The organism is Salinisphaera hydrothermalis C41B8 (genome assembly GCF_000732535.1).
Classification (GTDB): Bacteria; Pseudomonadota; Gammaproteobacteria; order Nevskiales; family Salinisphaeraceae; genus Salinisphaera; species Salinisphaera hydrothermalis.
The window spans coordinates 17,681-41,606 of the sequence record NZ_APNK01000013.1; the positions used below are offsets into that span (position 1 = coordinate 17,681).

Annotated in this window: 24 protein-coding genes and 1 other RNA gene; 16 read left to right on the forward strand and 9 right to left on the reverse strand. The window is 63.2% G+C overall.

The features are described from left to right. Positions 1 to 128: 128 nt before the first annotated feature. Positions 129 to 1,775: a chaperonin GroEL gene (gene groL / locus C41B8_RS10065; RefSeq protein ID WP_037337398.1), complete on the reverse strand. Its 1,647-nt coding sequence runs from the start codon at positions 1,773 to 1,775 to the stop codon at positions 129 to 131. 58 nt (positions 1,776 to 1,833) lie between these two features. Then, a complete protein-coding gene (gene groES / locus C41B8_RS10070; protein ID WP_037337400.1) occupies positions 1,834 to 2,121 on the reverse strand; it encodes a co-chaperone GroES in 288 nt (95 codons plus the stop codon). Positions 2,122 to 2,387: 266 nt separating this feature from the next. On the opposite strand from groES, the gene C41B8_RS10075 reads away from it, so the two are divergent. From C41B8_RS10075 to C41B8_RS10120, 11 genes are all read left to right on the forward strand, one after another. Then, positions 2,388 to 3,674 (forward strand): acetyl-CoA C-acetyltransferase, encoded by a 1,287-nt coding sequence (locus C41B8_RS10075; protein WP_037337402.1) that lies wholly within the window; start codon positions 2,388 to 2,390, stop codon positions 3,672 to 3,674. A gap of 151 nt (positions 3,675 to 3,825) precedes the next feature. Next, the gene (locus C41B8_RS10080; protein ID WP_037337404.1) at positions 3,826 to 5,172 is read left to right on the forward strand and encodes a sodium-dependent transporter; all 1,347 of its coding nucleotides are present in this window, start codon (positions 3,826 to 3,828) and stop codon (positions 5,170 to 5,172) included. Between the two features lie 67 nt (positions 5,173 to 5,239). Then, positions 5,240 to 6,244: a ferrochelatase gene (gene hemH, locus C41B8_RS10085; protein ID WP_037337407.1), complete on the forward strand. Its 1,005-nt coding sequence runs from the start codon at positions 5,240 to 5,242 to the stop codon at positions 6,242 to 6,244. A gap of 50 nt (positions 6,245 to 6,294) precedes the next feature. Further along, positions 6,295 to 7,353, forward strand: a complete 1,059-nt coding sequence (gene sohB / locus C41B8_RS10090) for a protease SohB (RefSeq protein ID WP_037337410.1) — start codon at positions 6,295 to 6,297, stop codon at positions 7,351 to 7,353. Positions 7,354 to 7,453: 100 nt separating this feature from the next. Then, on the forward strand, positions 7,454 to 8,863 hold the full coding sequence (locus C41B8_RS10095; RefSeq protein WP_037337412.1) for a DegQ family serine endoprotease: 1,410 nt from the start codon (positions 7,454 to 7,456) through the stop codon (positions 8,861 to 8,863). Between the two features lie 388 nt (positions 8,864 to 9,251). Continuing rightward, positions 9,252 to 9,449: a hypothetical protein gene (locus C41B8_RS10100; protein ID WP_037337414.1), complete on the forward strand. Its 198-nt coding sequence runs from the start codon at positions 9,252 to 9,254 to the stop codon at positions 9,447 to 9,449. Positions 9,450 to 9,585: 136 nt separating this feature from the next. After that, positions 9,586 to 9,915 carry a cell division protein ZapA gene (locus tag C41B8_RS10105; RefSeq protein ID WP_037337531.1) on the forward strand — a complete coding sequence of 110 codons (330 nt, stop codon included), beginning with the start codon at positions 9,586 to 9,588 and terminating at the stop codon, positions 9,913 to 9,915. Between the two features lie 53 nt (positions 9,916 to 9,968). Further along, positions 9,969 to 10,150: non-coding RNA, 6S RNA (ssrS, locus tag C41B8_RS20110), on the forward strand. A gap of 26 nt (positions 10,151 to 10,176) precedes the next feature. Further along, the gene (locus C41B8_RS10110) at positions 10,177 to 10,749 is read left to right on the forward strand and encodes a 5-formyltetrahydrofolate cyclo-ligase (RefSeq protein ID WP_037337417.1); all 573 of its coding nucleotides are present in this window, start codon (positions 10,177 to 10,179) and stop codon (positions 10,747 to 10,749) included. Positions 10,750 to 10,902: 153 nt separating this feature from the next. Next, positions 10,903 to 11,379: an EVE domain-containing protein gene (locus C41B8_RS10115; protein WP_037337421.1), complete on the forward strand. Its 477-nt coding sequence runs from the start codon at positions 10,903 to 10,905 to the stop codon at positions 11,377 to 11,379. 40 nt (positions 11,380 to 11,419) lie between these two features. Beyond that, positions 11,420 to 11,806, forward strand: a complete 387-nt coding sequence (locus C41B8_RS10120) for a nuclear transport factor 2 family protein (protein ID WP_037337423.1) — start codon at positions 11,420 to 11,422, stop codon at positions 11,804 to 11,806. A 50-nt stretch (positions 11,807 to 11,856) separates the two neighbouring features. Here C41B8_RS10120 and C41B8_RS10125 read toward each other — a convergent pair whose 3' ends face one another. From C41B8_RS10125 to ilvA, 3 genes are read right to left on the reverse strand one after another with little or no spacing between them, the layout of a single operon-like run. After that, positions 11,857 to 12,930, reverse strand: coding sequence for a glycosyltransferase family 9 protein (locus C41B8_RS10125; protein WP_037337425.1), 1,074 nt, complete (start codon positions 12,928 to 12,930; stop codon positions 11,857 to 11,859). A gap of 2 nt (positions 12,931 to 12,932) precedes the next feature. Then, positions 12,933 to 13,898: a cation diffusion facilitator family transporter gene (locus C41B8_RS10130; protein ID WP_037337427.1), complete on the reverse strand. Its 966-nt coding sequence runs from the start codon at positions 13,896 to 13,898 to the stop codon at positions 12,933 to 12,935. A 21-nt stretch (positions 13,899 to 13,919) separates the two neighbouring features. Further along, entirely contained in the window at positions 13,920 to 15,497 is a 1,578-nt protein-coding gene (gene ilvA / locus C41B8_RS10135) for a threonine ammonia-lyase, biosynthetic (protein ID WP_084188803.1), read from the reverse strand. A 231-nt stretch (positions 15,498 to 15,728) separates the two neighbouring features. Between ilvA and proC the strand changes: the two genes are divergently transcribed. The 4 genes from proC to metW all read left to right on the forward strand — a co-directional run bounded on the left by proC (position 15,729) and on the right by metW (position 19,171). Further along, the gene (proC, locus tag C41B8_RS10140; protein ID WP_037337430.1) at positions 15,729 to 16,556 is read left to right on the forward strand and encodes a pyrroline-5-carboxylate reductase; all 828 of its coding nucleotides are present in this window, start codon (positions 15,729 to 15,731) and stop codon (positions 16,554 to 16,556) included. Positions 16,557 to 16,828: 272 nt separating this feature from the next. Then, positions 16,829 to 17,392 carry a YggT family protein gene (locus C41B8_RS10145; RefSeq protein WP_037337432.1) on the forward strand — a complete coding sequence of 188 codons (564 nt, stop codon included), beginning with the start codon at positions 16,829 to 16,831 and terminating at the stop codon, positions 17,390 to 17,392. A 4-nt stretch (positions 17,393 to 17,396) separates the two neighbouring features. After that, positions 17,397 to 18,545, forward strand: coding sequence for a homoserine O-succinyltransferase MetX (gene metX, locus C41B8_RS10150; protein ID WP_037337434.1), 1,149 nt, complete (start codon positions 17,397 to 17,399; stop codon positions 18,543 to 18,545). Next, positions 18,542 to 19,171, forward strand: a complete 630-nt coding sequence (gene metW, locus C41B8_RS10155; RefSeq protein ID WP_037337437.1) for a methionine biosynthesis protein MetW — start codon at positions 18,542 to 18,544, stop codon at positions 19,169 to 19,171. The genes metX and metW overlap by 4 nt, the downstream gene beginning before the upstream one ends. A gap of 37 nt (positions 19,172 to 19,208) precedes the next feature. On the opposite strand, the gene C41B8_RS10160 is transcribed toward metW, so the two are convergent. The 4 genes from C41B8_RS10160 to C41B8_RS10175 are packed head-to-tail and all read right to left on the reverse strand — an operon-like array spanning position 19,209 to position 22,958. After that, a complete protein-coding gene (locus C41B8_RS10160) occupies positions 19,209 to 19,661 on the reverse strand; it encodes a tellurite resistance TerB family protein (protein ID WP_051883362.1) in 453 nt (150 codons plus the stop codon). 20 nt (positions 19,662 to 19,681) lie between these two features. Beyond that, positions 19,682 to 20,323, reverse strand: coding sequence for an alpha/beta hydrolase (locus C41B8_RS10165; protein ID WP_037337439.1), 642 nt, complete (start codon positions 20,321 to 20,323; stop codon positions 19,682 to 19,684). Further along, positions 20,320 to 22,221, reverse strand: coding sequence for a cation:proton antiporter (locus C41B8_RS10170; protein WP_037337442.1), 1,902 nt, complete (start codon positions 22,219 to 22,221; stop codon positions 20,320 to 20,322). The genes C41B8_RS10165 and C41B8_RS10170 overlap by 4 nt, the downstream gene beginning before the upstream one ends. A gap of 53 nt (positions 22,222 to 22,274) precedes the next feature. Next, positions 22,275 to 22,958, reverse strand: a complete 684-nt coding sequence (locus C41B8_RS10175; protein WP_037337444.1) for a TIGR04211 family SH3 domain-containing protein — start codon at positions 22,956 to 22,958, stop codon at positions 22,275 to 22,277. 150 nt (positions 22,959 to 23,108) lie between these two features. Here C41B8_RS10175 and C41B8_RS10180 point away from each other — a divergent pair, with 150 nt between their 5' ends. After that, positions 23,109 to 23,897, forward strand: a complete 789-nt coding sequence (locus tag C41B8_RS10180) for a TatD family hydrolase (RefSeq protein WP_037337447.1) — start codon at positions 23,109 to 23,111, stop codon at positions 23,895 to 23,897. Positions 23,898 to 23,926: the final 29 nt, after the last annotated feature.

A 23,926-nucleotide genomic window follows, 5' to 3' on the forward strand; every position in this document is an offset into this window, starting at 1 on the left:
AACAACGCCTTCGGATAGTGCAATGTAACGCTGGATGGCAGCAAACGACCGCGGCCGAACCGTACCCAAGAAAAAGCCCCGCACAAGGCGGGGCTTTTTCGGACTCGCTTTGGGCGAGACGGAATGATTTACATCATGCCGCCCATACCACCCATGCCGCCCATGCCGCCCATATCGGCGCCACCCTTGTCGTCGTCCTCGGGGACGTCGGCCACGGTGGCCTCGGTGGTCAGCAGCAGGCTGGCAATGGAGGCCGCGTTCTGCAGCGCGGTACGGCTGACCTTGGTCGGGTCGAGGATACCCATCTCGACCATATCGCCGTACTGGCCGGTGGCCGCGTTGTAGCCGTAGTTGCCTTCGTGCGAAAGCACTTCGTTGACCACAACCGACGGCTCGCCGCCGCTGTTGAACACGATCTGACGCAGCGGCTCTTCGACCGCGCGACGCAGCAGCCGGATGCCGGCTTCCTGGTCGTCGTTGGCGCCCTTGACGCCTTCGATGGCCTTGAGCGTACGCAGCAGGGCCACGCCGCCGCCGGGCACGATGCCTTCTTCGACGGCCGCACGGGTCGCGTGCAGGGCGTCTTCGACGCGTGCCTTCTTCTCTTTCATCTCGACTTCGGTCGCCGCGCCGACCTTGATCAGCGCCACGCCGCCGGCGAGCTTGGCCACGCGTTCCTGCAGCTTCTCCTTGTCGTAGTCCGAGGAGGAATCCTCGATCTGCGCGCGGATCTGCTTGATACGGCCTTCGATGTCGTCGTTGGAACCCTTGCCATCGATGATGGTGGTGTTTTCCTTCGAGATCTGGACCTTGTTGGCCTCGCCGAGGTGCTCGAGCGTGGCGTTTTCCAGGGTCATGCCGATGTCTTCGGAGATGACCTGGCCGCCGGTCAGGATCGCCATGTCTTCCAGCATCGCCTTGCGACGGTCACCAAAGCCCGGCGCCTTCACGGCGGCGACCTTGACGATGCCACGCATGTTGTTGACCACCAGCGTCGCCAGGGCTTCGCCCTCGACGTCTTCGGAGACGATCACCAGCGGACGGTTGGCCTTGGCGACGTTCTCCAGCAGCGGCAGCATGTCGCGGATGTTGGAGATCTTCTTGTCGAACAGCAGGATATAGGGGTTATCCAGCTCGGCCGTCATCGTCTGGTTATCGGTGACGAAGTACGGCGAGAGGTAGCCACGGTCGAACTGCATGCCTTCGACGACGTCCAGCTCGTTGTAGAGGCTGGAGCCTTCCTCGACGGTGATCACGCCTTCCTTGCCGACCTTGTTCATCGCATCGGCGATGATCTTGCCGATCTCTTCATCGGAGTTGGCCGAGATCGAACCGACCTGGGCGATCGCCTTTTCGTCGTCGCAGGGCTTGGACAGCTTGGCGAGCTCTTCGACGGCCGCGTCGACGGCCTTGTCGATGCCGCGCTTGAGGTCCATCGGGTTCATGCCCGCAGAAACGGCCTTCACGCCTTCGCGCACGATGGCCTGGGCCAGAACCGTGGCGGTCGTCGTGCCGTCACCGGCGACGTCGGAGGTCTTGGAAGCGACTTCCTTGACCATCTGAACGCCCATGTTCTCGAACTTGTCTTCGAGTTCGATTTCCTTGGCGACGGAGACACCGTCCTTGGTGATGGTGGGCGCGCCGAAGCTCTTGTCGAGCACCACGTTGCGGCCCTTCGGACCCAACGTAACCTTCACCGCGTTGGCCAGGGTGTTCACACCGCGGACCAGACGCTGACGTGCGTCTTCGCCGAAACGTACTTCCTTAGCAGCCATTGCTCGTTATCCTTGATTCGTTGATTGGTGGTTGACTGATGGATGCGCCAGAGGGCTGTTAACCCAGCACCGCCAGGACGTCGTCCTCGCGCATCACGACGACTTCTTCGCCGTCGACCTTGATCTCGGTACCCGAGAACTTGCCGAACATCACCGTGTCGCCGACCTTGACTTCCGGCTTGCGGACCTCGCCATTGTCCAGCGGTTTGCCGTTACCCACCGCGACCACTTCGCCGCGCTGCGGCTTCTCGGCCGCCGAATCGGGAATGACGATGCCCCCGGCCGTCTTCTGCTCTTCTTCGATCCGCTTGATTACGATGCGGTCATGTAGAGGACGGATATTCATGCCACCCTTCTCCTCGAAACTGTGAAGGTTGTTGATTGAAATTGCCCGACGGCTCGTTGCCGCCACCTCGACTGCCGATTGGCAATCTTGATCACCGCCATTGATGCGGGCTTGCGGCCCCCTTTCAAGACCGGGGGCACAAATTTTTAACAACCAGCGACCGCCGGCAAAACTGAAACGACGCCTTGTCGGAACTGAGCTGAGGCAGTATCGTTCGACACGAATCACGTCATGCCGAGCCATCCCTCGGCGATACCGGAGGTTTCATGGCCGAGTCCACCATGCGTCGCGTCGCCATCGTCGGCGGTGCGCGAATCCCCTTCTGCCGCTCGAATACGGCCTATTCGCACCAGTCGAATCAGGACTTGCTGACCGCGGCGTTCAAGGCGCTGTCGGAGAAATATCGTCTGGCCGGTGAGCGGATCGGCGAAGTCGCCGCCGGCGCCGTGCTCAAGCATTCGAGCGACTTCAATCTCACCCGGGAAGCTGTGCTTGGCACGGACCTGGACCCACATACGCCGGCCTTCGACGTCCAGCAGGCCTGCGGCACCAGTCTGGAAACCACGATCCTGCTGGCCAACAAGATCGCCATGGGCCAGATCGAGTCGGGTATCGCCGGCGGCACCGATACCACCTCGGACGCCCCCATCGCAGTGAACGAGGAACTGCGCAAGATCTTGCTCGACATCAACCGCGCTAAATCCGGCACCGAGCGCGCCAAGCTGTTCACCCAGCTTCGCCCGCGTCATCTGGTCCCGAACCTGCCGGGGGTGACCGAACCGCGCACCGGCATGTCGATGGGCGAACACTGCGAGCTCATGGCCAAGGAATGGAAGATTTCACGGCGCGCCCAGGATGAGCTCGCCCTCGCCAGTCATAAGAACGCGGCCCAGGCCTACGTCGATGGCTTCTATGACGATCTCGTGTTCCCCTATCTGGGCGTCGAGCGCGACAACAACCTGCGCCCGGATTCGAGCATGGAAAAACTATCGAAGCTCCGGCCCTCGTTCGATAAGGAAAGCGGGACGCTGACCGCCGGCAACTCGACACCGCTGACCGATGGGGCCTCCAGCGTGCTGCTGGCCAGCGAGGAATGGGCCAAGGAACGTGGCCTGCCGATCCTGGCTTATTTCACGCCCTACTCGCGTACCGCGGCCGTGGACTATGTCGACGGCGGCGAGGGCCTGCTCATGGCGCCGACGTACGCAGTCCCCGACATGCTCGACGCCGCCGGCCTGAGGCTACAGGACTTCGATTTCTATGAAATCCACGAGGCGTTCGCGGCGCAGGTCCTATGTACGCTCAAGGCCTGGGAATCGAAGCGTTACTGCACCGAACGTCTTGGCCGCAGCGAGCCGCTGGGATCGATCGATATGTCCAAGCTCAACGTCAAGGGCTCCTCACTCGGGCTTGGTCATCCGTTTGCCGCCACCGGCGGGCGCATTGTCGCGACGCTGGCCAAGATTCTCGACGAAGCCGGATCGGGGCGCGGGCTCATTTCCATTTGCGCGGCCGGCGGTCAGGGTGTGACCGCGATCCTCGAAAAACCCTGATCGGCGGCTGCGCTGATCGCCCCCGGGTCGGCACGGCGGCTGGCCTGGGGGCGGTTTTGCCTTTAGCCTTCGCGGGATCAATCCGCGTTCATTGCCGTCGCATGTCCCGCAGAAACCTTCCGCTGACGTCATCACCCGGGGCCCGCTTCGCATGAGCGCCCCAACCCGCGGCGGCTGGGCCTCGCGCTTTGGCTTCATCATGGCAGCGGCCGGCTCGGCCATCGGGCTCGGCAACATCTGGAAGTTCCCGTACATGACCGCCTCTCACGGCGGCGGCGCATTTCTGGTCGTATATCTCGTCTGCGTCTTCGTGTTCGGCATCTCGCTGCTGCTGGCCGAACTGGTTCTCGGACGCATGGCCAAGCGCAACCCGATCGGCGCGTTCCGAAAACTCGCCGGCGGTGCCTGGCCGGCCGTGGGGGCACTCGGCGTGGTCACGGCCCTGGTCATTCTTTCGTTTTATGTCGTGGTTTCAGGGTGGGCGATGGCGTATTTCGTCTACGCCGTCGAGGGCACACTCACGACAGCGAGCAGCGGCGAACTCAACGCCTTGTTCGGCCATCTGGTGTCGAGCCCGATCGTACCGTTGATCTATGCGGCACTGTTCGTCCTCCTGACCGCCGTCGTGGTGATCGGCGGCGTGGCCGGGGGTATCGAGCGAATGGCCAAACTGTTCATGCCGCTGTTGTTCATCATCCTGATTCTGTTGATGGTGCGATCGCTGACCCTGCCCGGTGCCGGGCGCGGACTCGTTTTCTTCCTGCACCCGGACTGGTCCGCCATCGACGGCCATCTAATCTCGGCTGCCCTGGGCCAGGCGTTCTTCACACTATCGCTGGGCGTCGGCGGAATGATCACCTACGGCTCGTACATGGCCGATACGCAGGATCTGGGGCGCGATGCGCTGTCGGTCGTCGCGCTCAACACAATGGTCTCGCTACTGGCCGGCTTGATGGTCATTCCCGCGATGATCTCGGCCGGCATTACCCCCGACGCCGGTGGGCCAGGCACCACGTTCAAGGTGCTGCCCACCGTATTCGCCGCTATGCCGGCCGGCAATTTGTTCGGTATAGGCTTCTTCTTTCTGCTTATTCTGGCCGCCCTGACGTCGTCGGTTTCGCTACTCGAACCGGTGGTGAGTTTCTTCGTCGACGAATACCGCATGAAACGCGCCAACGCCACCGTGATCGGCGCCAGCTTCTGTTTTGCACTCGCCATACCGGTGTCGCTGTCGTTCGGCATCTGGCATCACATCCAGTTGTTCGGGCTTACGATTTTCAAGCTGATGGATTTTCTGACCAGCAATCTGGCGCTGCCGATCGGCAGCCTCATGACGGCGCTTTGCGTCGGCTGGGTGGTACGCCGGGCGGCAGTGGATGAACTATCGAATCACGGCCGGATCGCCGCGGGCTGGGCCCCGATCTGGCTGTTTTTCATACGCTATATCGCACCGATCGGTATCGTGTGGATTCTGGTCCAGGGCCTGTTCGGCCTCTGATGACCACCTTGCATCCACAAACGATTACCCTAACGTATCGCCAAGACCCAAACGATAGCGAGGACCGATGATGCGCCGTAATGACCCCGCCCCGGTCGGCGTCCTGTTCACTAACCTGGGCAGCCCGGACGACACATCGGTGCCCGCGGTACGGCGCTATCTTCGCGAGTTTCTCAGCGATCGACGCGTGATCGATCTGAATCGCGCCGCTTGGTTGCCGATTCTCTACGGCATCATCCTCACGTTCCGCCCGCGGAAGTCGGCCAAAGGCTATCGCTCGGTCTGGATGGACGAAGGCTCGCCCCTGCTCGTCTATGCACGCCGTCAGGTCGCAGGCATTCAGGCCCGACTGGATGCCGATCTGGAGCGCCCGGTGCATGTCGCGCTCGGCATGCGCTACGGCAACCCGTCGATCGAATCGGGGCTGGAAGCGCTGCACGCCGCCGGCTGCCGCAAAATACTGGTCTTGCCCGCCTACCCGCAGTATTCGGCGACGACGGTCGCCACAACCTTCGACAAGGTTAGCGAGGTGCTCGAGGACTGGCCGGAACCGCCGGCCCTACGTCAGATCAATCGCTATCACGACGACCCGGGTTACATCGCCGCTCTGGCGGCCTCGGTGCGCGAGCACTGGGCCGAGCACGGCCGTGCCGACAAGCTGGTGATATCGTTCCACGGCATCCCCAAGCGCTACGTCAAGCAGGGCGATCCTTACCCGCGCGACTGCGGCATCACGGCACAACTTCTGGCCGCCGAACTGGGCCTGTCGCGTAACGAGTACAAGGTCTGCTTCCAGTCGCGCTTCGGTCGCGAGCCCTGGCTCCAGCCTTACCTGGACGAAACCATGAAAACCTGGGGCGCGGACCCTGAGATCAATACGGTCGACGTGATTTGCCCCGGGTTTTCTTCGGACTGCTTGGAAACGCTCGAAGAGATCCGCGAGGAGAATCGAGGCTATTTCGAACAAGCCGGCGGCGAATCATTACGGTATATTCCGGCGCTCAACGATCGCGACGATCATATCGAGATGTTCGCGCGCCTGATTCGCGAGGAACTGGCCGGCTGGGTCTGAACTGGCCCTGATCCGGCGCCTTCGCGCGGCGCCGAACCATGGAGCACGCTATGCACTGGCTCGCCACTTTCGGCCTGAACTACGGCCTGTTTCTGGCCAAGGCCGCCACCCTGGTCGCGGCCATCGCTATCGTCGTCATTGTGCTGACCTCCAGCGCGATCAGCCTGAGACGCGAGAAGAACCGTCGGCTCGTGGTGGAACGCGTCAACGATCGCCTGGAGCGGATGGCGGATACGCTGTCCGATGCCCTGCTCAACGACGCGGAAAAAAAGGCCCGCGCCAAGCAGCGAAAGAAAGAGACCAAGCAAAAGCAGAAAGCCGAGAAGCTCGGCAAGAAACACCCGCCGCAGCGCTTGTTCGTGCTGGATTTCGACGGCGATATCCGGGCCTCGGCGGTCGATGGGCTGCGCGAGTCGATCAACGCCCTGCTCCAGGTCGCCGAATCCGACGACGAGGTGCTTCTGCGCCTGGAATCGGGCGGCGGCATGGTTCACAGCTACGGTCTGGCCGCCTCACAGCTCGTGCGCCTACGCGATGCCGGCATCCGTCTGACCGTTGCCGTCGACCAAGTCGCCGCTAGCGGCGGCTACATGATGGCCTGTGTGGGCGATCGCATCGTGGCCGCGCCGTTCGCCATCATCGGCTCGATCGGCGTGGTCGCCCAGCTGCCCAACTTCCATCGCTGGCTGTCGGACAAGCACATCGATTTCGAAATGCACACGGCGGGCGACTACAAGCGAACGCTCACCGTGTTCGGCGAAAACACCGAGGCCGGCCGCGAGAAATTTCGTGAAGAACTGGAAGACACGCACGGCCTGTTCAAAACGTTCGTGGCCCGGCATCGCCCCGATCTGGATATCGATAGCGTTGCCACCGGCGAGCACTGGTACGGCAGCCAGGCGCTCGAAAAAGGCCTGGTCGATGACATCGCCACCAGCGATGCCGTGATGCTCGGCGCCGCCCGCGACGGGCGCGACGTCTTTACGATTGCCACCCATACCCCCCAGGGGCTGATCGCGCGATTGACGGGGCAGACCAGCCGCGTGCTCGCTAAAACCCTTCACGAACAGGGGCTCACACGGGCCGAGATCGGGCGGTCTACGCATTGATTTCGGCTGGTGATGAAACTCGCAGCCGCCAAGACGGTCAGAAGGCTGGGGACGTGGCCGGCACCGCCGGTCGTTTGGTGACACCGACGAGTAAGGACCTATGACACAACTCGCATCTCTGCGCTATCGCGCCTTCTTCATTCTGATTCTGGCGCTGTTGGGCACGAGCGCTCAGGCCTCGATTCCCAGCGGCATGCTGTCCGGCGACGATCCGTCGCTGGCGCCGATGCTCGACAAGACATTGCCGGCGGTAGTCAACGTGGTGGTGACCGGCAAGGCGCAGCAGGCGCCGAATAACCCGCTGTTCAACGATCCGTTCTTCCGCCAGTTCTTCAACGCGCCGCAACAACAGCAGATGGAGCACCCGACGGCGATTGGCTCGGGCGTGATCGTCAACGCGGATAAGGGCTATATCGTGACCAATAATCACGTGGTCCGTAATGCGCAGAAGATCGAGGTTCGGTTGCGCGACAATCGTCAGTTCAAAGCCAAGATCGTCGGCACCGATCCCGCCACCGATCTGGCGGTCATCCAGATCAAGGCCAAGAACCTGACCCAGATCAATCTTGCCAACTCCGACAAACTCCGCGTCGGTGATTTCGTCGTTGCCGTCGGCAACCCCTTCGGCCTGCGTCAGACCGTAACCTCCGGCATTGTGTCCGGCCTCGGCCGCCATATCGGCAACCCGGAAGGTGAACAAGGCAGCCGCTACCAGAACTTCATCCAAACCGATGCGTCGATCAACCCGGGCAACTCGGGCGGTGCCCTGCTCAACCTCAAGGGTCAGCTGGTTGGCATCAATAGCGAGATCCTGTCGCAGTCGGGCGGCAACATCGGTATCGGTTTCGCCATCCCGTCGAATCTGGTCAAAACCGTTTATCAGCAGCTCATCAAGTACGGCAAGGTCAAGCGCGGCATGTTGGGCGTGGTCGGTCAGAATCTGACGCCGGACCTGGCCAAGGCCTTCGGGCTGAACATCGACCAGGGCGTGGTCATTGCCCAGGTCATGCCGGATTCCCCGGCGGCCAAGGCCGGTATCAAGCAGCGTGACGTAATCACCGCGGTCAACGGCAAGGAGATCGATAACTTCTCCGACCTGCAGAACGCCATTGGCCTGCGTTCGCCGGGTGACAAGGTGACCATCGACCTGCTGCGCGACGGCAAGAAAGAACAGGTCCACGCCACCCTGGCCAAGGCATCCGAAATGACGGGCGCGGGCGATGCGAGCACCGGCGGGTCGCTGAACAAGAACCTGGCCGGCGCCCAGTTCGGCCCCCTGACCGACAACAATCCGTTGTCCGGCGATGTGCAGGGCGTGGTCGTCACCAACGTTCAGCCCGGCAGCCCGGCCGCTCAGGCTGGTCTGCAGCCCGGCGACGTGATCACTTCGGTCAACCGCCAGCAGATCAGCAGCGTCTCCCAGCTGCACAAGCTGGCCGGCCCGGACACCAAGCAGCTCCTGCTGCACGTCCGTCGCGGCCAGGGCGCGCTGTTCCTGTTGATTCAGTAGGCCCAAGCAATCGGACGCTACACGCGCCCGTGAGAAAAAGCCCGGCTCGATAGCCGGGCTTTTTTCTTGCCCGGGCTTCTCGAACGGTCATCTTATCGGTGCCTCAGCTTGTGTCGGCGACAAGGGCCTACCGATCCCCCGGGGCGCGACGTGAACCATGGTGCAACAGGCCAAGTTCATGTCCGCACAGGCAAGCTGACCCGTCAACGCGGCCCGTGTCGACCGTGGTTCTTGGCGGCTATAAGCGGACGCCGGGCGCTTACTCGGCGATACAACACACCGAGGCCCTAATGGCACCGGTTTTAACGCACAGGTCAACCACCGCGTCGGCCTTGTTTTATACGTCTTGGCCGCATCGCTATACTCGGACAAGTTGCAGGAGCCCGTCATGAGCCAGTTCGATCTCGCCGACTTCGAAGCGCAGGTCCACGCCCTGCTGGCCGCGTATCAACGCCTGCAGGCGGATTACGACGCGCTCAAGGCCGCCCACGAGGCCGAGTACCAACGTAATCAGGAAATTCGGGAACGTTTGAATGGCGTGATCGAACGCATCAGAGCGCTTGAGGCCGAAGCGCACAATGTTTGAAGCGCTTCTGGCACCGTATCGCACGACCAATCGGCGCACCGGAACGCGTGCAAACACGCGCGACAACCGGTTTAATCGCAAGGGAACGACTCTTCGTGTCCCCGCGGGGGCGTGACATATGGCACGGGCGGACATCATGGGTACAGACAAGACACAGACCGCGCTGACGGTCCGTATTCTCGGGCGTGATTATTCGGTCGCCTGCCCCGAGGGCGAACGGGAAGCGTTGCTGCGTTCGGCCGAACATCTGTCCAAACGCATGAGCGCTATCCAACGTCAGGGCAAAACACTGGGCACCGAGCGTATTGCCATCATGGCCGCGCTCAACATCGCGCGCGATCTGCTCGATCTACAGCGCGACCTGGAACGACGCGAGGCCGGGCTGGCCGGCAGCGACGAGGAAATGACCGAACGACTTTCGCAACTGCAGTTGCGCATCGAATCGGCGCTCGACTCCTCGGGATAAACCGCATCGTTTGTTTGTCACGGCCCCGGCCGGGGCGTACCATGTACGTACCGGCATTCCTGCGGTGTTCGACGGTCTCCCGGTTCCCCTTGAGCCTAATTACCTAACCAGGGGTGGGAACCGGCGCAGGTGAGTATGCCCGCCTTGCTGCGGGAAACCTAATGCGTCGCAGACCGCCCCACTTGAGCGCTTGTCTCAAGGATAGTGGACGACTGACGGCACGCGCGGGAATGTCGGCTCCCATTTTCCGATCGCCTACCCATGGCCCGAGTCGCCGATCAGCGCAAGACCGCTCTGTCTGCTCGTAAAAAGCTGAGCGCCGCTGACCGTCGACAGGCTTCGCTCCAAGCCAGCCGACGGCTGGCCCGCCTGCCCGCCGTGCGACGCGCACGACGCATCGGCCTGTACTGGCCGCTGGCCAGCGAAATCGATCCCCGTCCCCTGGTTTCCTTGCTCGGCTCGTCGCCCCCGACGGTCTGCTATCCGCGCGTAGTCGGCGATATCCTACGGTTTGTACCAGCGCGCCCGGCATCGCGCTGGCGGCGATCCGCCCTCGGCGTACGCGAACCCAGCGGCTGGAGCTACCCGGTCAACGCGCTTGACGTCCTGATCATGCCGCTCGCGGGTTTCGACGCGGCCGCGCATCGGATCGGCCTGGGCGGCGGTTTCTACGACCGAACGTTGGCGCCGGTGCGCACTCGTCCCTACACCAGTCCGACACGCATTGGCCTGGCTTTCGAATGCCAGCGTCTCGACACGATCGAGCCCCAGCTCTGGGACGTCGATCTGGCCGCCGTCGTCACCGAAGACCGCGTATATCGGCCGTATCGATAACCGGCAGCGACCCGGCAGCTCTCTGCACTGCAGGCGATGCACGGGCTGGCGCGCATGCAAAGCCCGCGCCGGCCGCGCGTCGGCCCTGTCCCTCGCGTGCCGTGCCCTTGCCCTCTAGAATCGAAGCCATCGCAATCACGAGCAGGAAAAAGCATGCGCTACTGGCTGATGAAGTCCGAGCCCGATGAATTCAGCATCGAGGATCTGAAGAACCGCCCACAGCAGACCGAAGGCTGGGACGGGGTTCGCAACTACCAGGCGCGTAACTTCATGCGCGATGACATGAGCGAGGGCGACCTAGCCTTCTTCTATCACTCCAACACCAAGGTGCCCGGGGTGGTCGGCATCATGCGCATCTCGCGCGAGGGCTATCCGGACGACACCGCTTTCGATCCCCAGGATCCCCACTACGATCCCAAATCCGACCCGGCCAAGCCCCGCTGGTATCGGGTGGACGTGACCTACGAGCGCGAACTCGATCGCGTAATCCCGCTATCCGAAATCAAGGACCACGCCGACGAACTCGGCGATTTTCCGCTCGTGCGCAAGGGCAACCGGTTATCCGTCATGCCGGTCGATAAGGAACACTGGGACTTCATTCTCGATCTGGAAAATCAGCCGCCGGAATAACTGTTTGCAGCGTGCGCGTTGCGTCACCGCAGGTTCGATTATGACCCAAGACCCGATTGCCGCCTGGCACGATCTCGTTGAACGCCGCAGTGCCGATGGCCTCGACGCCCTGCTCGCCGACGGGGCCGTATTTCATTCACCGGTCGTACACACGCCGCAGGTCGGCAAGGCGGTGACCAAGGCCTATCTAAGCGCCGCCTTGCGGGTCTTCGGTACCGACAGCTTTCATTACGTGCGCGAGCTGCGGGGCGATCACGACGCCGTGCTTGAATTCGAACTGATTCTGGACGGCATCCAGATCAACGGCGTCGATATGATCCAGTGGAACGAAGCCGGCCTGATCACCGACTTCAAGGTCATGCTTCGCCCCTTGAAGGCCGTAAACCTGATCCACGAAAAAATGGCGGCGATGTTGCAATCGCGTTAGCAACATGGCTCGCGATGGCTCGTTTTGTCGAGGCACTCCGGCCGACGCACTCAGGCCTGCGTCATCGCTTGATCGATACGCGTTGTAACCGCGCCGACCGGAATCAACCCCATCACGCCGGCATCGTCCTCGATCCGCGTTCCCCACTTCAGCGCATCCGGTGTACTGTCGCGGTAACGCGCCGCTGCCTCGGCAAAGTAGTCGACGCATAGCTCGCGCGAGCGGTAGGCGCCGCTGCGACGCGGGTCGGTCGCCGCGTGCAGGCTGATGGTGGCGATATCGGTGGCGTTGGCCATATGTGCCGGGCCGGAATCCGGGGTCAACAGAATCCGCCCATGTTCGAACAATGCCAGCAGCTGTTTGAGGTTCGTCTGCCCGACGAGGTTGGTCGGCGACTCCTGCATCGCGGCAGCGATCGAATCGCCCATGGCCTGTTCCGCCGCGCTCGGCCCGCCGACCAGCACAGCGCGCATCCCATGCGCCCGGATTGCGTGGTCGGCCGCGGCGGCATAGCGATCAGCGGCCCAGTTACGCATGCCGTGGCTCGAGCAGGGGCTGATGAATAAAATCGGGCGCGTATCGCGCGCGACGTCCAGCAGCGCAGCGGCGTGCTCGCGATCCGAGTCGGGAATCGGCACCCGCCAGTCGAGCACCGGCGTCTCGGCGCCCACCGCCGCCGCGAACGCCAGAAATCCGTCTACGACGTGCCGGCTGGCGATGGCAGGAATCCGCTCGCGCACGAACAGGCGCTGGGCGTCGCGAGCACGTCGCTTGTCGAATCCAATGCGTCGCTCGGCCGATACCAACCGACTGATTCGATTGGCCCGCCAACTGGCGTGCATGTCGAGCAGCGCATCGAAACGCCGGCCGGCCAGTTGACGCTTCAATGCTCTGAAGGCCGAACGGCCGCCGTGCTTGTCGTAGACCAAGCATTCCACACCCGGCAGATCCGCCACCAGACCCGCTTCCGTCCGATTGATAACCCAGCCGATTTCCATGTCGGGACGCGCCGCTCGCAGCGTATGCACCACCGGCACGACGTTGGCACAGTCACCGAGCGCAGACAGTCGCAGAATGCATACACGTCGCGGCACCGCCGCTGCTGGCGAAGCCGGCTTGGTCATGGTCAGGCGCGCAGATCGTCCTTGTTCGTATCGGGCGCATCGGCATGCGACGGCGGCCGATCGGCCTCATGCTCGGCCTCGATGAAGATGCGTTTCACCGTGGGGCATTCGGTCTTGATTTCGCGATCCATATCGGCGATGGCATTTTGCAGTTCTTCGCCCGACAAGCCAGCCTTGAAGCGCAGACTGATATTGGCCAGCACGTATTCCGGCCCGATATGCATCGTCGGCACTTCGTTGACGCGGGCGACCGACGGATGCCGGCTGACGATGGTTTCGATCTGCTGCACAACATACTTGTTGGCCGCCTCACCAATCAGCAATCCCTTGGTCTCGACCGCCAGCCAGACCGACGAAAATGCCAGGATGCAGCCAATGCCGATCGAGGCGAGGCCATCGAAAATCTCGATACCGGTCACCTGGACCAGCGCCAACCCGCCCGCGGCCAATAACAAACCTGCAATGGCGGCTGTATCCTCGAACAGGACGAGAAACTTGTTCGGGTCCTTGCCGCGGCGCACCGCTTCGAGCACACCCCAGCTGCCCTTCACACGCCGAAATTCCTTGGCCGCAATCAGCCAGCTGGTGCCTTCGAACAGTACCGCCAGGCCGAGCACGCCGTAGTTGACCAGTGGATGATCAATCGGGTGGGGGTGCAGAACTTTTTCCACGCCCTCATAGATCGAGATACCGGCACCGAGTGTGAACAACAGCACCGCGACCATGAAGCTCCAGAAATAGATCTCCTTGCCATAGCCGAACGGATACTTGGCATCCGGCGGTTTTTTGGCCCGGCGCATGCCGTACAGCAACAACCCCTGGTTGCCGGTATCGATCACCGAATGAATGCCCTCGGCCAGCATCGCCGTACTGCCGGTGAAAGCGGAGGCCACAAACTTGCTGACCGCGATCAAAAAATTACCGGTCAGCGCGGCCAGTACGACCGTCTTCGAGTTGGATTCGGACATCGATTCGCCTTGGAGAGAGCGTCAGCCGGCCTGCAGGAAGCGCTGATAGACCGGGTTGTCGGTTTCCTCGGCATAATCGTAGCCGATGGAATCGAGCGCGGCGCGACAGGCCGCACGATCCTCGAGCGCAACCTGGATGCCCAGAAGCACGAGCCCGTGGGCGTGACCATGGTTGCGATAGTGGAACAGAGAGATGTTCCAGCGATCGCCCATGGCCTCCAGGAAACGTAGCAACGCACCGGGACGCTCCGGGAACTCGACCCGGAACAGCACCTCTGAGCCCGCGCCGGCCGCACGACCGCCGACCATGTGGCGTACATGCAGCTTGGCCATCTCGTTGCGCGACATATCCAACACGTCGTAGCCCGCGTTCTGGAGCGTATCGATAAGCGCGTCGCGTTCGGCGATACCGTTGGTAAGCTTGATGCCGGCAAAGATCTGCGCACGACTGTCGTCAGCATAGCGATAGCCGAATTCGGTAATCGAGCGATCACCGATGGTGCGACAGAACTGCAGGAACGAGCCGGGTTTCTCCGGCATGGTCACCGCGAGCAAAGCTTCGCGCTGTTCGCCCAGCTCCGCTCGTTCAGCGATGTAGGACAAGCGATCGAAATTGACGTTGGCGCCGGAGGTGATGGCCACCAGGTCTTCGTTCTCGATGCCGGTTTCGGCCGCGTATTTCTTCGCGCCGGCCACGGCCAGCACCCCGGCCGGCTCGGTGAGTGCGCGCGTGTCTTCATACACATCGCGGATCGCGGCACACATCTCGTCGATGGAGACAGTCATCATCGCATCGACGTGGCGCTGGCAGACGCGGAAGGTTTCCTCGCCCACTTTCTTTACCGCCACGCCGTCGGCGAACAGGCCGACCTCGTCCAGCGCGACACGCTCGCCAGCGGCCAACGACGCCCCCATGCTGGCCGCATCCTCGGGCTCCACCCCGATCACGCGGATATCCGGGCGCACGCTCTTGATATACGCCGCCACGCCGGCCAGCATGCCGCCGCCGCCGACGCAGACGAACACGGCGTGGATCGGCTGTGGATGCTGGCGCACGATCTCCATGCCGATGGTGCCCTGCCCGGCGATCACGTAGGGATCGTCATACGGGTGGATGTAGACCAGCCCGTCACGTTCCATGAGTTCAGCGGCATGCGCCGCGGCTTCGTCATAGCCGTCGCCGTGCAGGACAATCTCGCCGCCGAATCCCGCGACTGCGCTCACCTTGATCTGCGGCGTAGTCCGCGGCATGACGATCACCGCGCGAATGCCGAGATTACGCCCCGCCAGCGCCACGCCCTGCGCATGATTGCCGGCCGACGCACAGATCACGCCGCGCGCCTTCTCTTCTTCGGTCAGATGCGAGATCTTGTTGTAGGCGCCGCGCAGCTTGAACGAATGCACCGGCTGGAGATCCTCGCGCTTGAGAAACAGCCGATTGCCAATCCGCGCGCTCAACTGGGCGGCCTCGACCAACGGCGTTTCAATCGCCACGTCGTAGACCCGCGCCGCATTGATCCGCTTGAGATACTCGGCATCGCCGACATCGACGGCCGGGGCCGAACCGCTGAGAGCGGTCTGTTTAAGGCTACTGTTCATGGCGCACACGGCTTGGAAAAACGCCCCATGCTAAACCTTTGACGCGGCCGCGACCACGACCACTCGCCCGCATCCCGTTGCTTGGCGTATCATGCCCGCCATTTAGGCAGTCAAGTCCGGCGCCCCTATTCGAGTCGGCGGCGGATCCATGATCATGGCCAGGGCCGGCCGCGCCATTCGAGCATTCGATACGCGGTCGATAACAGCCTACGGTCCCACAATGCGAGGGGCATGATGCAGAGCATTGTATTCATTGGCGGCGGCAACATGACGACCAGCCTGATCAGCGGTCTGCGCCATGCCGGCTGGTCCGGCGACGCCATCACCGTGGTCGATCACAACGCCGACAAGCGCGAACGCCTGAGCGAGCAATACGGCGTCCAGACCGTCGCGCAGGCCGAGAGCTCGCATCTGCGCGCTGCCGACGCCGTGGTGCTCGCGGTCAAACCGCAGGTGATGGCCGAGACGGCGCGCGCGCTGGCGCCCGTATTCGAGGATGCGCGGCCACTGATTCTGTCGATCGCTGCCGGCATCCCACTGTCCGCCCTGCGCCGGTGGCTCGGTGCCGATTTCGCGTACGTACGCTGTATGCCCAACACCCCGTCGCTGCTGGGCGTGGGCGCGACCGGATTGTATGCCGACGAAGTCGCCACCACCGAGCAGCGTCAGCTCGCTGACGACATCATGGCCACCGCCGGCATCAACGCCTGGGTCGACGACGAGTCGCTTATCGATGCCGTGATCGCGACGTCCGGCAGCGGTCCGGCTTATTTCTTTGCCTTCATGGAGGCGATGATTGCCGGCGCACGCGACCTCGGGCTGGATGAAACCGCCGCGCGTGAACTCGTGCTCCAAACCGCGCTCGGCGCGGCCCGCATGGCCACCGAATCCGGCGACGACCCGGCCACCCTGCGGGCCAAGGTCACCTCCAAGGGCGGTACCACGGCGGCTGCGCTCAACCATTTCGAAGCCGGCGACCTCGACAAGCTCGTGGCCGGCGCCATGCACGCGGCAAGCGACCGCGCATCCGAGCTCGCCCGCGATCTGTCCGACGGATAGGGTCTGCTGATGCTTCGTCCGAGTACCGTGCTGGAGACCGCAAATCGTGTCCGGCAAGACGCGAGTCGCCGACTCTGGGCACGCGAAGCCTCAGATTCGCAACGCCGCGGGGCACGATTTGCGACCCAAGCCGAAGGGACGAGCGCTGTTGTGCGGCAATACAGCGTTGTAACTCTCTCGCGTAGGATGGCTACACCACGCTCGCTACGCCTCGTCTTGCCGCACAACAGCGCTTGGCGCGGCCTGGTACGAAACAACAACAGACCCTACTGATGATCGATCACACCAACAACGCGCTGCTGTTCCTCGTCGATACGGTGTTGTCGCTCTACATCATCGTGGTGCTGCTGCGCGTGATCCTGCAGCTGGTCCACGCTGATTTTCGCAACCCGATCTCGCAGTTCGTGTGGCAGACAACGCGCACGCCGGTGAACGTGCTGCGCCGCGTGATCCCGCGCTGGCGCAACTGGGACGTGCCGGCCCTCGTGTTCGGCCTGATTCTGTCCTACATCCTGATTCAGATCGATCTGGCGCTCGGCGCGCCCGGCTTCGGGCCGCAGCTGCTGCCCTCCGTGGCCTGGGCCATCCTCAAGATGGCCACGCTGGTCTGTAATCTGTATTTCTTCACCATCCTGATCCAGGCCCTGATGTCCTGGATTTCGCCGAACCAGTATTCGCCCGCGACCGCGATTCTGTTCACCATCAACGAACCACTGCTGCGGCCGGTGCGCGGCGTGATCCCAACCATCGGCGGGCTCGATCTGTCGCCGCTGGTGGTCATCATCGCGTTGGAAGTCGTCTCGCGCCTGCTGCCGCTGCCGGGGCTGTTCCGTTAGGACGATGTCGATGGAGGCCACCGCCCATTCGATCGGACTCGTCGAGCCACAGACGCTGCACGTCGACGACCCGCTGGACCTCGACTGCGGTAAGCAGCTGTCGCAGTTCAATCTGGTCTACGAAACCTACGGCACGCTCAATGCCGACCGCTCCAACGCGGTGCTGATCTGCCACGCGCTGTCGGGCAACCACCACGCCGCGGGTTATCACAGCGAAAACGACGCCAAGCCGGGCTGGTGGAACAAGTGCATCGGCCCCGGGAAGATGATCGATACCAATCGCTTCTTCGTGGTGTCATCGGCCAATCTCGGCTGCTACAACGGCTCGACCGGCCCAGGCAGCACCAACCCCGAAACCGGACGCCATTACGGCCCGGATTTTCCGGTGGTCACGGTCGGCGACTGGGTGCGCTCGCAGAACCTGCTGCGCGCGCATCTGGGCATCGATCGCTGGGCCGCGGTCGTCGGCGGCAGCCTCGGCGGCATGCAGGTCATGCAGTGGTCGATCGACTACCCCGACCGGGTGGCGCACGCCGTGGTGATTGCTTCAGCGCCGAAGCTGTCGGCGCAAAACATCGCTTTTAACGAAATTGCGCGCCAAGCCATCGTCACGGACCCCGATTTCCACGAAGGCCGTTACTACGAAAAAGGTGTGGTTCCGCGCCGCGGTTTGATGCTGGCCCGCATGCTCGGCCATATCACCTATCTGTCCGACGATGCCATGCGCGCCAAGTTCGGACGCGACCTGCGCGCCGGGCGAATCAACTACGGCTTCGACGTCGAGTTCCAGGTCGAGTCGTATCTGCGCTACCAGGGCGAATCATTCGTGACGCGTTTCGACGCCAACACCTATCTGCTGATGACCAAGGCGTTGGATTATTTCGATCCGGCCTACGAAACCGGCGGCCGGCTGGCCGAGGCCTTCGAGCCGGCCACGGCGCGTTTTCTGGTCATCTCGTTCACGTCCGACTGGCGCTTCGCCCCGGCCCGCTCGCGCGAGATCGTCGATGCGCTGGTCGACGCCGGCAAGCAGGTCGCCTATGCCGAGGTTGAGTCCGATCTCGGCCACGACGATTTTCTGCTGACCATGCCGCACTACGCGAACACCATGAAGGCTTACATGAGCCGCGTCGCGGCCGAGGTCGGCGCATGAATACGCTCAGCACGCCGACCCGCGACGGCCTTCGCGCCGATCTGGCGCTCATTTCGGACTGGATTGCCCCAGGCACGCGCGTGCTCGATCTGGGCTGCGGTAACGGCGCCCTGCTCGCTCATCTCGAGGCCACCAAGAATGTGCGCGGCTACGGGCTGGAGATCGACCCGGACAACGTCATCGCCTCGATCGCGGCCGGCGTGAACGTGCTCCAGCTCGACCTCGACGCCGGCCTCGGTCAGTTCGAGGACGACAGCTTTGATTACGTCGTGATGAGCTCGGCGATCCAGGAAGTCCAGCAGCCCCACGTGCTGATCGACGAGATGCTGCGTATCGGCCGCGACTCGATCGTCACATTCCCCAACTTCGCCCACTGGCGCATGCGCCTGAGCCTGTCCTGGTACGGCGTGATGCCGTCATCGCGCGCCCTGCCGAATCGCTGGTACAACACGCCGAACATCCATCTGTGCACGGTGCGCGACTTCGAGCAGCTGTGTGCCACCAAGCGCGTGGAGATCGTGCGGCGACATTTCGTGAACCACGCGCACCGGGCGCATGCCGCGATGCGCCTGGCGCCGAATCTGCTGGGCGAAATCGCGCTGTATCAGCTGCGCGGCGGCAGCTAGAGCAGCGCAGCCCACGCCGTCCTATTGGAATAGGCTCTTAGATCGACTCGCCGGTCACCGCGAACTTGGCCTTGATGAACTGTTCGTGCGGTAGATAGAGCAACTCGGCCAGATCGCGCAGCAGATGCTCTTCATGGGCATCCAGCTCGTTGTCGGCATAGGCGACCCGCCACAGCATTTCCAGCACCTCGCGTTTTTCGTCCATATCGAGCCCCTCGTTGAGGGTCTTGAGGTACTCGTAGAGCGAGACGGAGGCCCGCGCTTTTGGCGCCGCGGCGGCGATCAGCTCCTCGACCTCGCCGTCGGACAAGCCGAAATGCGCCTTGAGCTGGCGCCGGATCTCATCGTATTCGGCCGGGTCGTGGTTGTTGTCGGCATGCGCCATTTCCAGCAACAGTACGGAGGCCGCGATCTGCTGGGCGCGCTGCGGGTCGCGCGCGGCGGCATCGTGCGGCTGGATCGCCTCCTTCAGTCGATCGAACAATCCCATCGGTGTATTCCTTTCGCGGTTTATCGGCCGGCCCAGAACGTCTCGACCCGCTTGCGCAGATCACTCAGGCGTCCGTGCAGAAAATGGCCCGCACCTTCCATGACCTGGACATCAACCGCCGGTTCAAGTTTCCTCACCGCCGCGATCGAGGCGTGCACGTCGATCACGTCGTCCTGATCACCGAACAGGGCGAGCCAGTCGCAATCCGGCCGCGGCAACGCCTCGTCGAAGTAAGCCGACGGCAAGCCGATGGTCACGAGATTGGGGGCCCCATCGGCGGCCGCGACACGCAGCGCGGCCGCCGAACCGAAGGAAAACCCGGCCAACCCGCCGAGTGCGAGCCCCGAATGCTCGGCGGCCCAGTCGCGCACCGCGCGCAGATCGTCCTGCTCGCCCCGGCCTTCATCGTAGGTGCCTTCGCTGCGCCCGGTATCGCGGAAGTTGAAGCGCAGGGTCGCGAAGCCGGCCTCGCGCGCACCACGAGCCGTCATGTAGACCACTTTGTTGTCCTTGGTGCCGCCCTGCTGCGGGTGCGGATGGGCCACAACGATGAACCCTCGCGGCTCGCCTCGGGGCAGCTCGACATCGACCTCCAGCGCCCCGTCCGGGCCGTCGATGAATCCGCTTGCACTGCCCTCGTCCGGCCACGCCAGCTTGCTCATGAAGACTCCTTGTCACTTTCTTCGGATGCCCCGTTGCCTGCCGCCGAGCGGATGCTCGCGGCCTCGGCGCGTTCGGCGCGGGCCCGGCGCCGATCCTCGTCGGTTCGCTTGGGGGCGTAATAGATGATGGTATCGCCGATATCCGGCCGCGCGCCGCCGGCGGCCGGCGACAACAACAGCGTCTTGTCGTCGTGCAGTACGGCAATGGGAATCGCCTCCGGCGAGCGGTCGCGCTTGAGATCGTCGTAGCCGTAGTTCTCGGTCAACTTGGTCTTGTAGAACTGCCAGTTCTGGAAATGATGGCGCCAGAGTTCTTCGTACTGCGCGGACTCGTCGAAGGCCGGCCGGCCGCGTAGCGGACGCGCGACGACCTTGGAATCGTTGTTTTCGTCGGCGGCATACATCGGCAGCTGGAACACGCGATCATGTTCCAGGCTGTTGGAGAAATGCGAACACACCAGCGCGTTGTAGGCATCGTTGCTGGTCGCCGCCAGCATGCAGGCGATCTCGTTGAGTTCCAGTGATTGCTGGATGGTCTCGGACAGCACTTCGCCGTAGAGCACACGCACGCCCGCCAGCCGCGCCGTACGCAGGCGATGCCAGGACGAATCCACCAGCAGCACCTGGACATGCAGCTCATTGGACAAAGCTCTGGCGAGTTCGGTCGACCACGGCGACGCGCCGACAATCAGCACGCCGTTGGGCTCCACCGATAGCCGCAGCCAGCGCGCGATCCGGCCCAACGAAAAGCCGTGCAGAATGACCGACGCGAACACGATGGCGAAGATCAGCGGCAGGAGTTGCTGGGCGCCGCCATAGCCGGCCTGGATCAGCGTCGGCGCGAACACACCGGCCACGGCCGCGGCCACGATGCCGCGCGGGGCGATCCAGCCCACCAGCAAGCGATCGCGCCATTCCATGTCGGTGAACATCGTAGCCAGGAACACTGCCACCGGCCGGGCGACGAACAGCACCACCGCGACCAGAGCGGCGGCATGCCAATCCAGATGACGCAGCACCTTCGGATCGAGATCGGCCGTGAGCACGATGAACACCGACGACACCAACAGGATGGTGACGTACTCCTTGAACCGCCGCAGTTCGGCCATGCCGGCGACGTTCATGTTGCCGAGCACCATGCCCATCACGGTCACCGCGAGCAATCCGGCCTCGGCGAATATCTCGCTGGCCAGACCGTAGATCACGAGCACGCAGGCAATGGTCAACGGCGCCTTCAGATATTCCGGTACCCAGATATGGTTGAACGCCCAGCCCAGCAGCCACGCCACCCCGCCACCAAGCGCTAGCGAAATCAGGATCGCCAGGCCCAGCTCGAAGAACACCTGGGCCCCGCCGCCCGGATAGGCCCCCGACAGCACAAAGTACTGGAACACCAGAACCGCGAGCAGCGCGCCGATCGGGTCGTTGATGATGCCTTCCCACTTCAGATACGACGCCGTGCGCCGGTTCAATCCGGCCTGGCGCAGCATGGGAATGATCACGGTCGGGCCGGTGACCACCAGAATGGCGCCGAACAGCAGCGACACCGGCAGGCTCAGCGCGCCGACTAAGTAGGCGGCGGTCGAATACAGCCCCCAAGCCAGCATCGAACCTAGGGTGACCAGCCGTCGTACGCCGGAGGCGGCCTCCTTGAATTCATGCAAACGCAGCGACAGTCCGCCTTCGAACAGGATCACGGCGACCGCGAGGCCCACGATCGGCGACAGCACCGGCCCGATGTCCTCGGACGGATGCATCCACCCCAGCACCGGCCCGGCCACCACACCGGAGACCAGGAACAGCACGATCGCGGGCATGCGCAGCCACCACGCGATCCACTGCGAGAACACGCCGAGCGCAATGATCGAAATCAGCAACAGCGAAAGATGGTGTTCCATCGGCCTGTCAGGCGCGTATCAAGTTGTGGGCACGACGCGGCGTATCGCCGTTGTCAGAGCGAATCCCAGCTGCCCTTGCCGCGCCGACGTCGGAACATCGGCAGCAACAGACCCAGCAGAATACCGCCGAACAGAATCAGCGCGCCGATCTTCATGCCCTCGCGGCGCGACTGCAACGCCTGGTTCTCGTGTTTGAGGCGATCGACATCCGAGCGCAGGCTCATCAGTTGCTTGCGATATTTTTCGTTCTCCTTGCTGATGCGAATCGCATCGGCCGAGGTCTCCCGGATATTCTGCAGCTGCGATTTCAGCTTCTTGTTTTCGTCCACCAGGTTGCGCTTGAGCTCGCCCAGCTTGTCCGAGCCGTGCAGCGCCTGTGCCAGCTCCTTCTTGAGATCGGCGTTGTCCGATTGCAGCTGGTTGACCTGGTTTTTGAGGTCGGCGACCTGATCGCGCGCGGCCGGCTGATCGGACAGAAAGCGGGTGAGCACATAGCCGGTGTTGCCCGAGGACGTCCGCACCCGTGTCCAGCCGTTGGACGAGGAACCGAGCGTATCGAGTTTGTCGCCAGCATCCAGCAGTTTCTCGATCCGGTACTTGGTGCCCGGACCGCTACGCATGTTGATCGACAGTTGATCACTCACGTATTGCGTGGCCGCGCTGGCCGCCACGGAGAACAGCAGGGTCGTACCGAGCAGACTCGCGACGACGAGCCGGCGCGTCATACGATTGAGCATTGCATCCCTCGAAATATGATGTGGGCAGGTGTTTGAGTCGCCCCCGTACCGGCGAAGCGGAAGTGTAGCAAAGCCCGGGGCAACGACCGACCGGGGCGCTTGCCGGGCGCGCTACACTACGCGGCCTGATTGTTCCGCCGTAGCGCTTGCATGACCATGATCGACATCGGGGCCAACCTCGCCCACGAAAGCTTCGACGACGACCGCGACGCGGTACTCGACCGCGCGGCCGAGGCCGGCGTGACCCGCTGCATCATCACCGGCAGCGATCTCGCGAGCAATCGGGCCGCCATTGATCTGGCTGGACGCTACCCGGGCCGCTGTTTCGCGACCGCGGGCCTGCATCCGCATCATGCCAGCGATTGGAACGATGAACTGGCCGCGATAATGCGCGAATCCGCGGCCGCCGGCGATATCGTTGCGATCGGCGAAACCGGGCTCGATTATTTTCGTGACATCAGTCCGCGCGATGTCCAGCAACGCGTGTTCGCCGAACAGCTCGCCATCGCCGCCGAACACGGCATGCCGGTCTTTCTGCACCAGCGCGACGCGCATGCCGATTTCATCGCTATCCTGCGCGAACATTTGCCTCATCTGCCGCGTGCCGTGGTGCACTGCTTTACCGACGGGCGCGACGTGCTGACCGATTATCTGGCCGAAGATCTGTACGTCAGCGTGACTGGCTGGATCTGCGATGAGCGCCGCGGCGCCGATCTGTACGACGCCGCGGCCGATATCCCGGACGACCGTTTGATGATCGAGACCGATTGCCCCTATCTCATGCCGCGTACGATCCGCCCCCGTCCCAAAACCCGGCGCAACGAACCGGCCAATCTGCCCTGGGTGCGGGACAGCGTGGCCGCCGCGCGCGGCGTGGCGCCGGAATACATCGAGCAACTCACCACGGCGAACGCCGAACGGTTTTTTGCGCTCGTCTGAACAGGCCGATCGAGCAACTGTCGACTGGG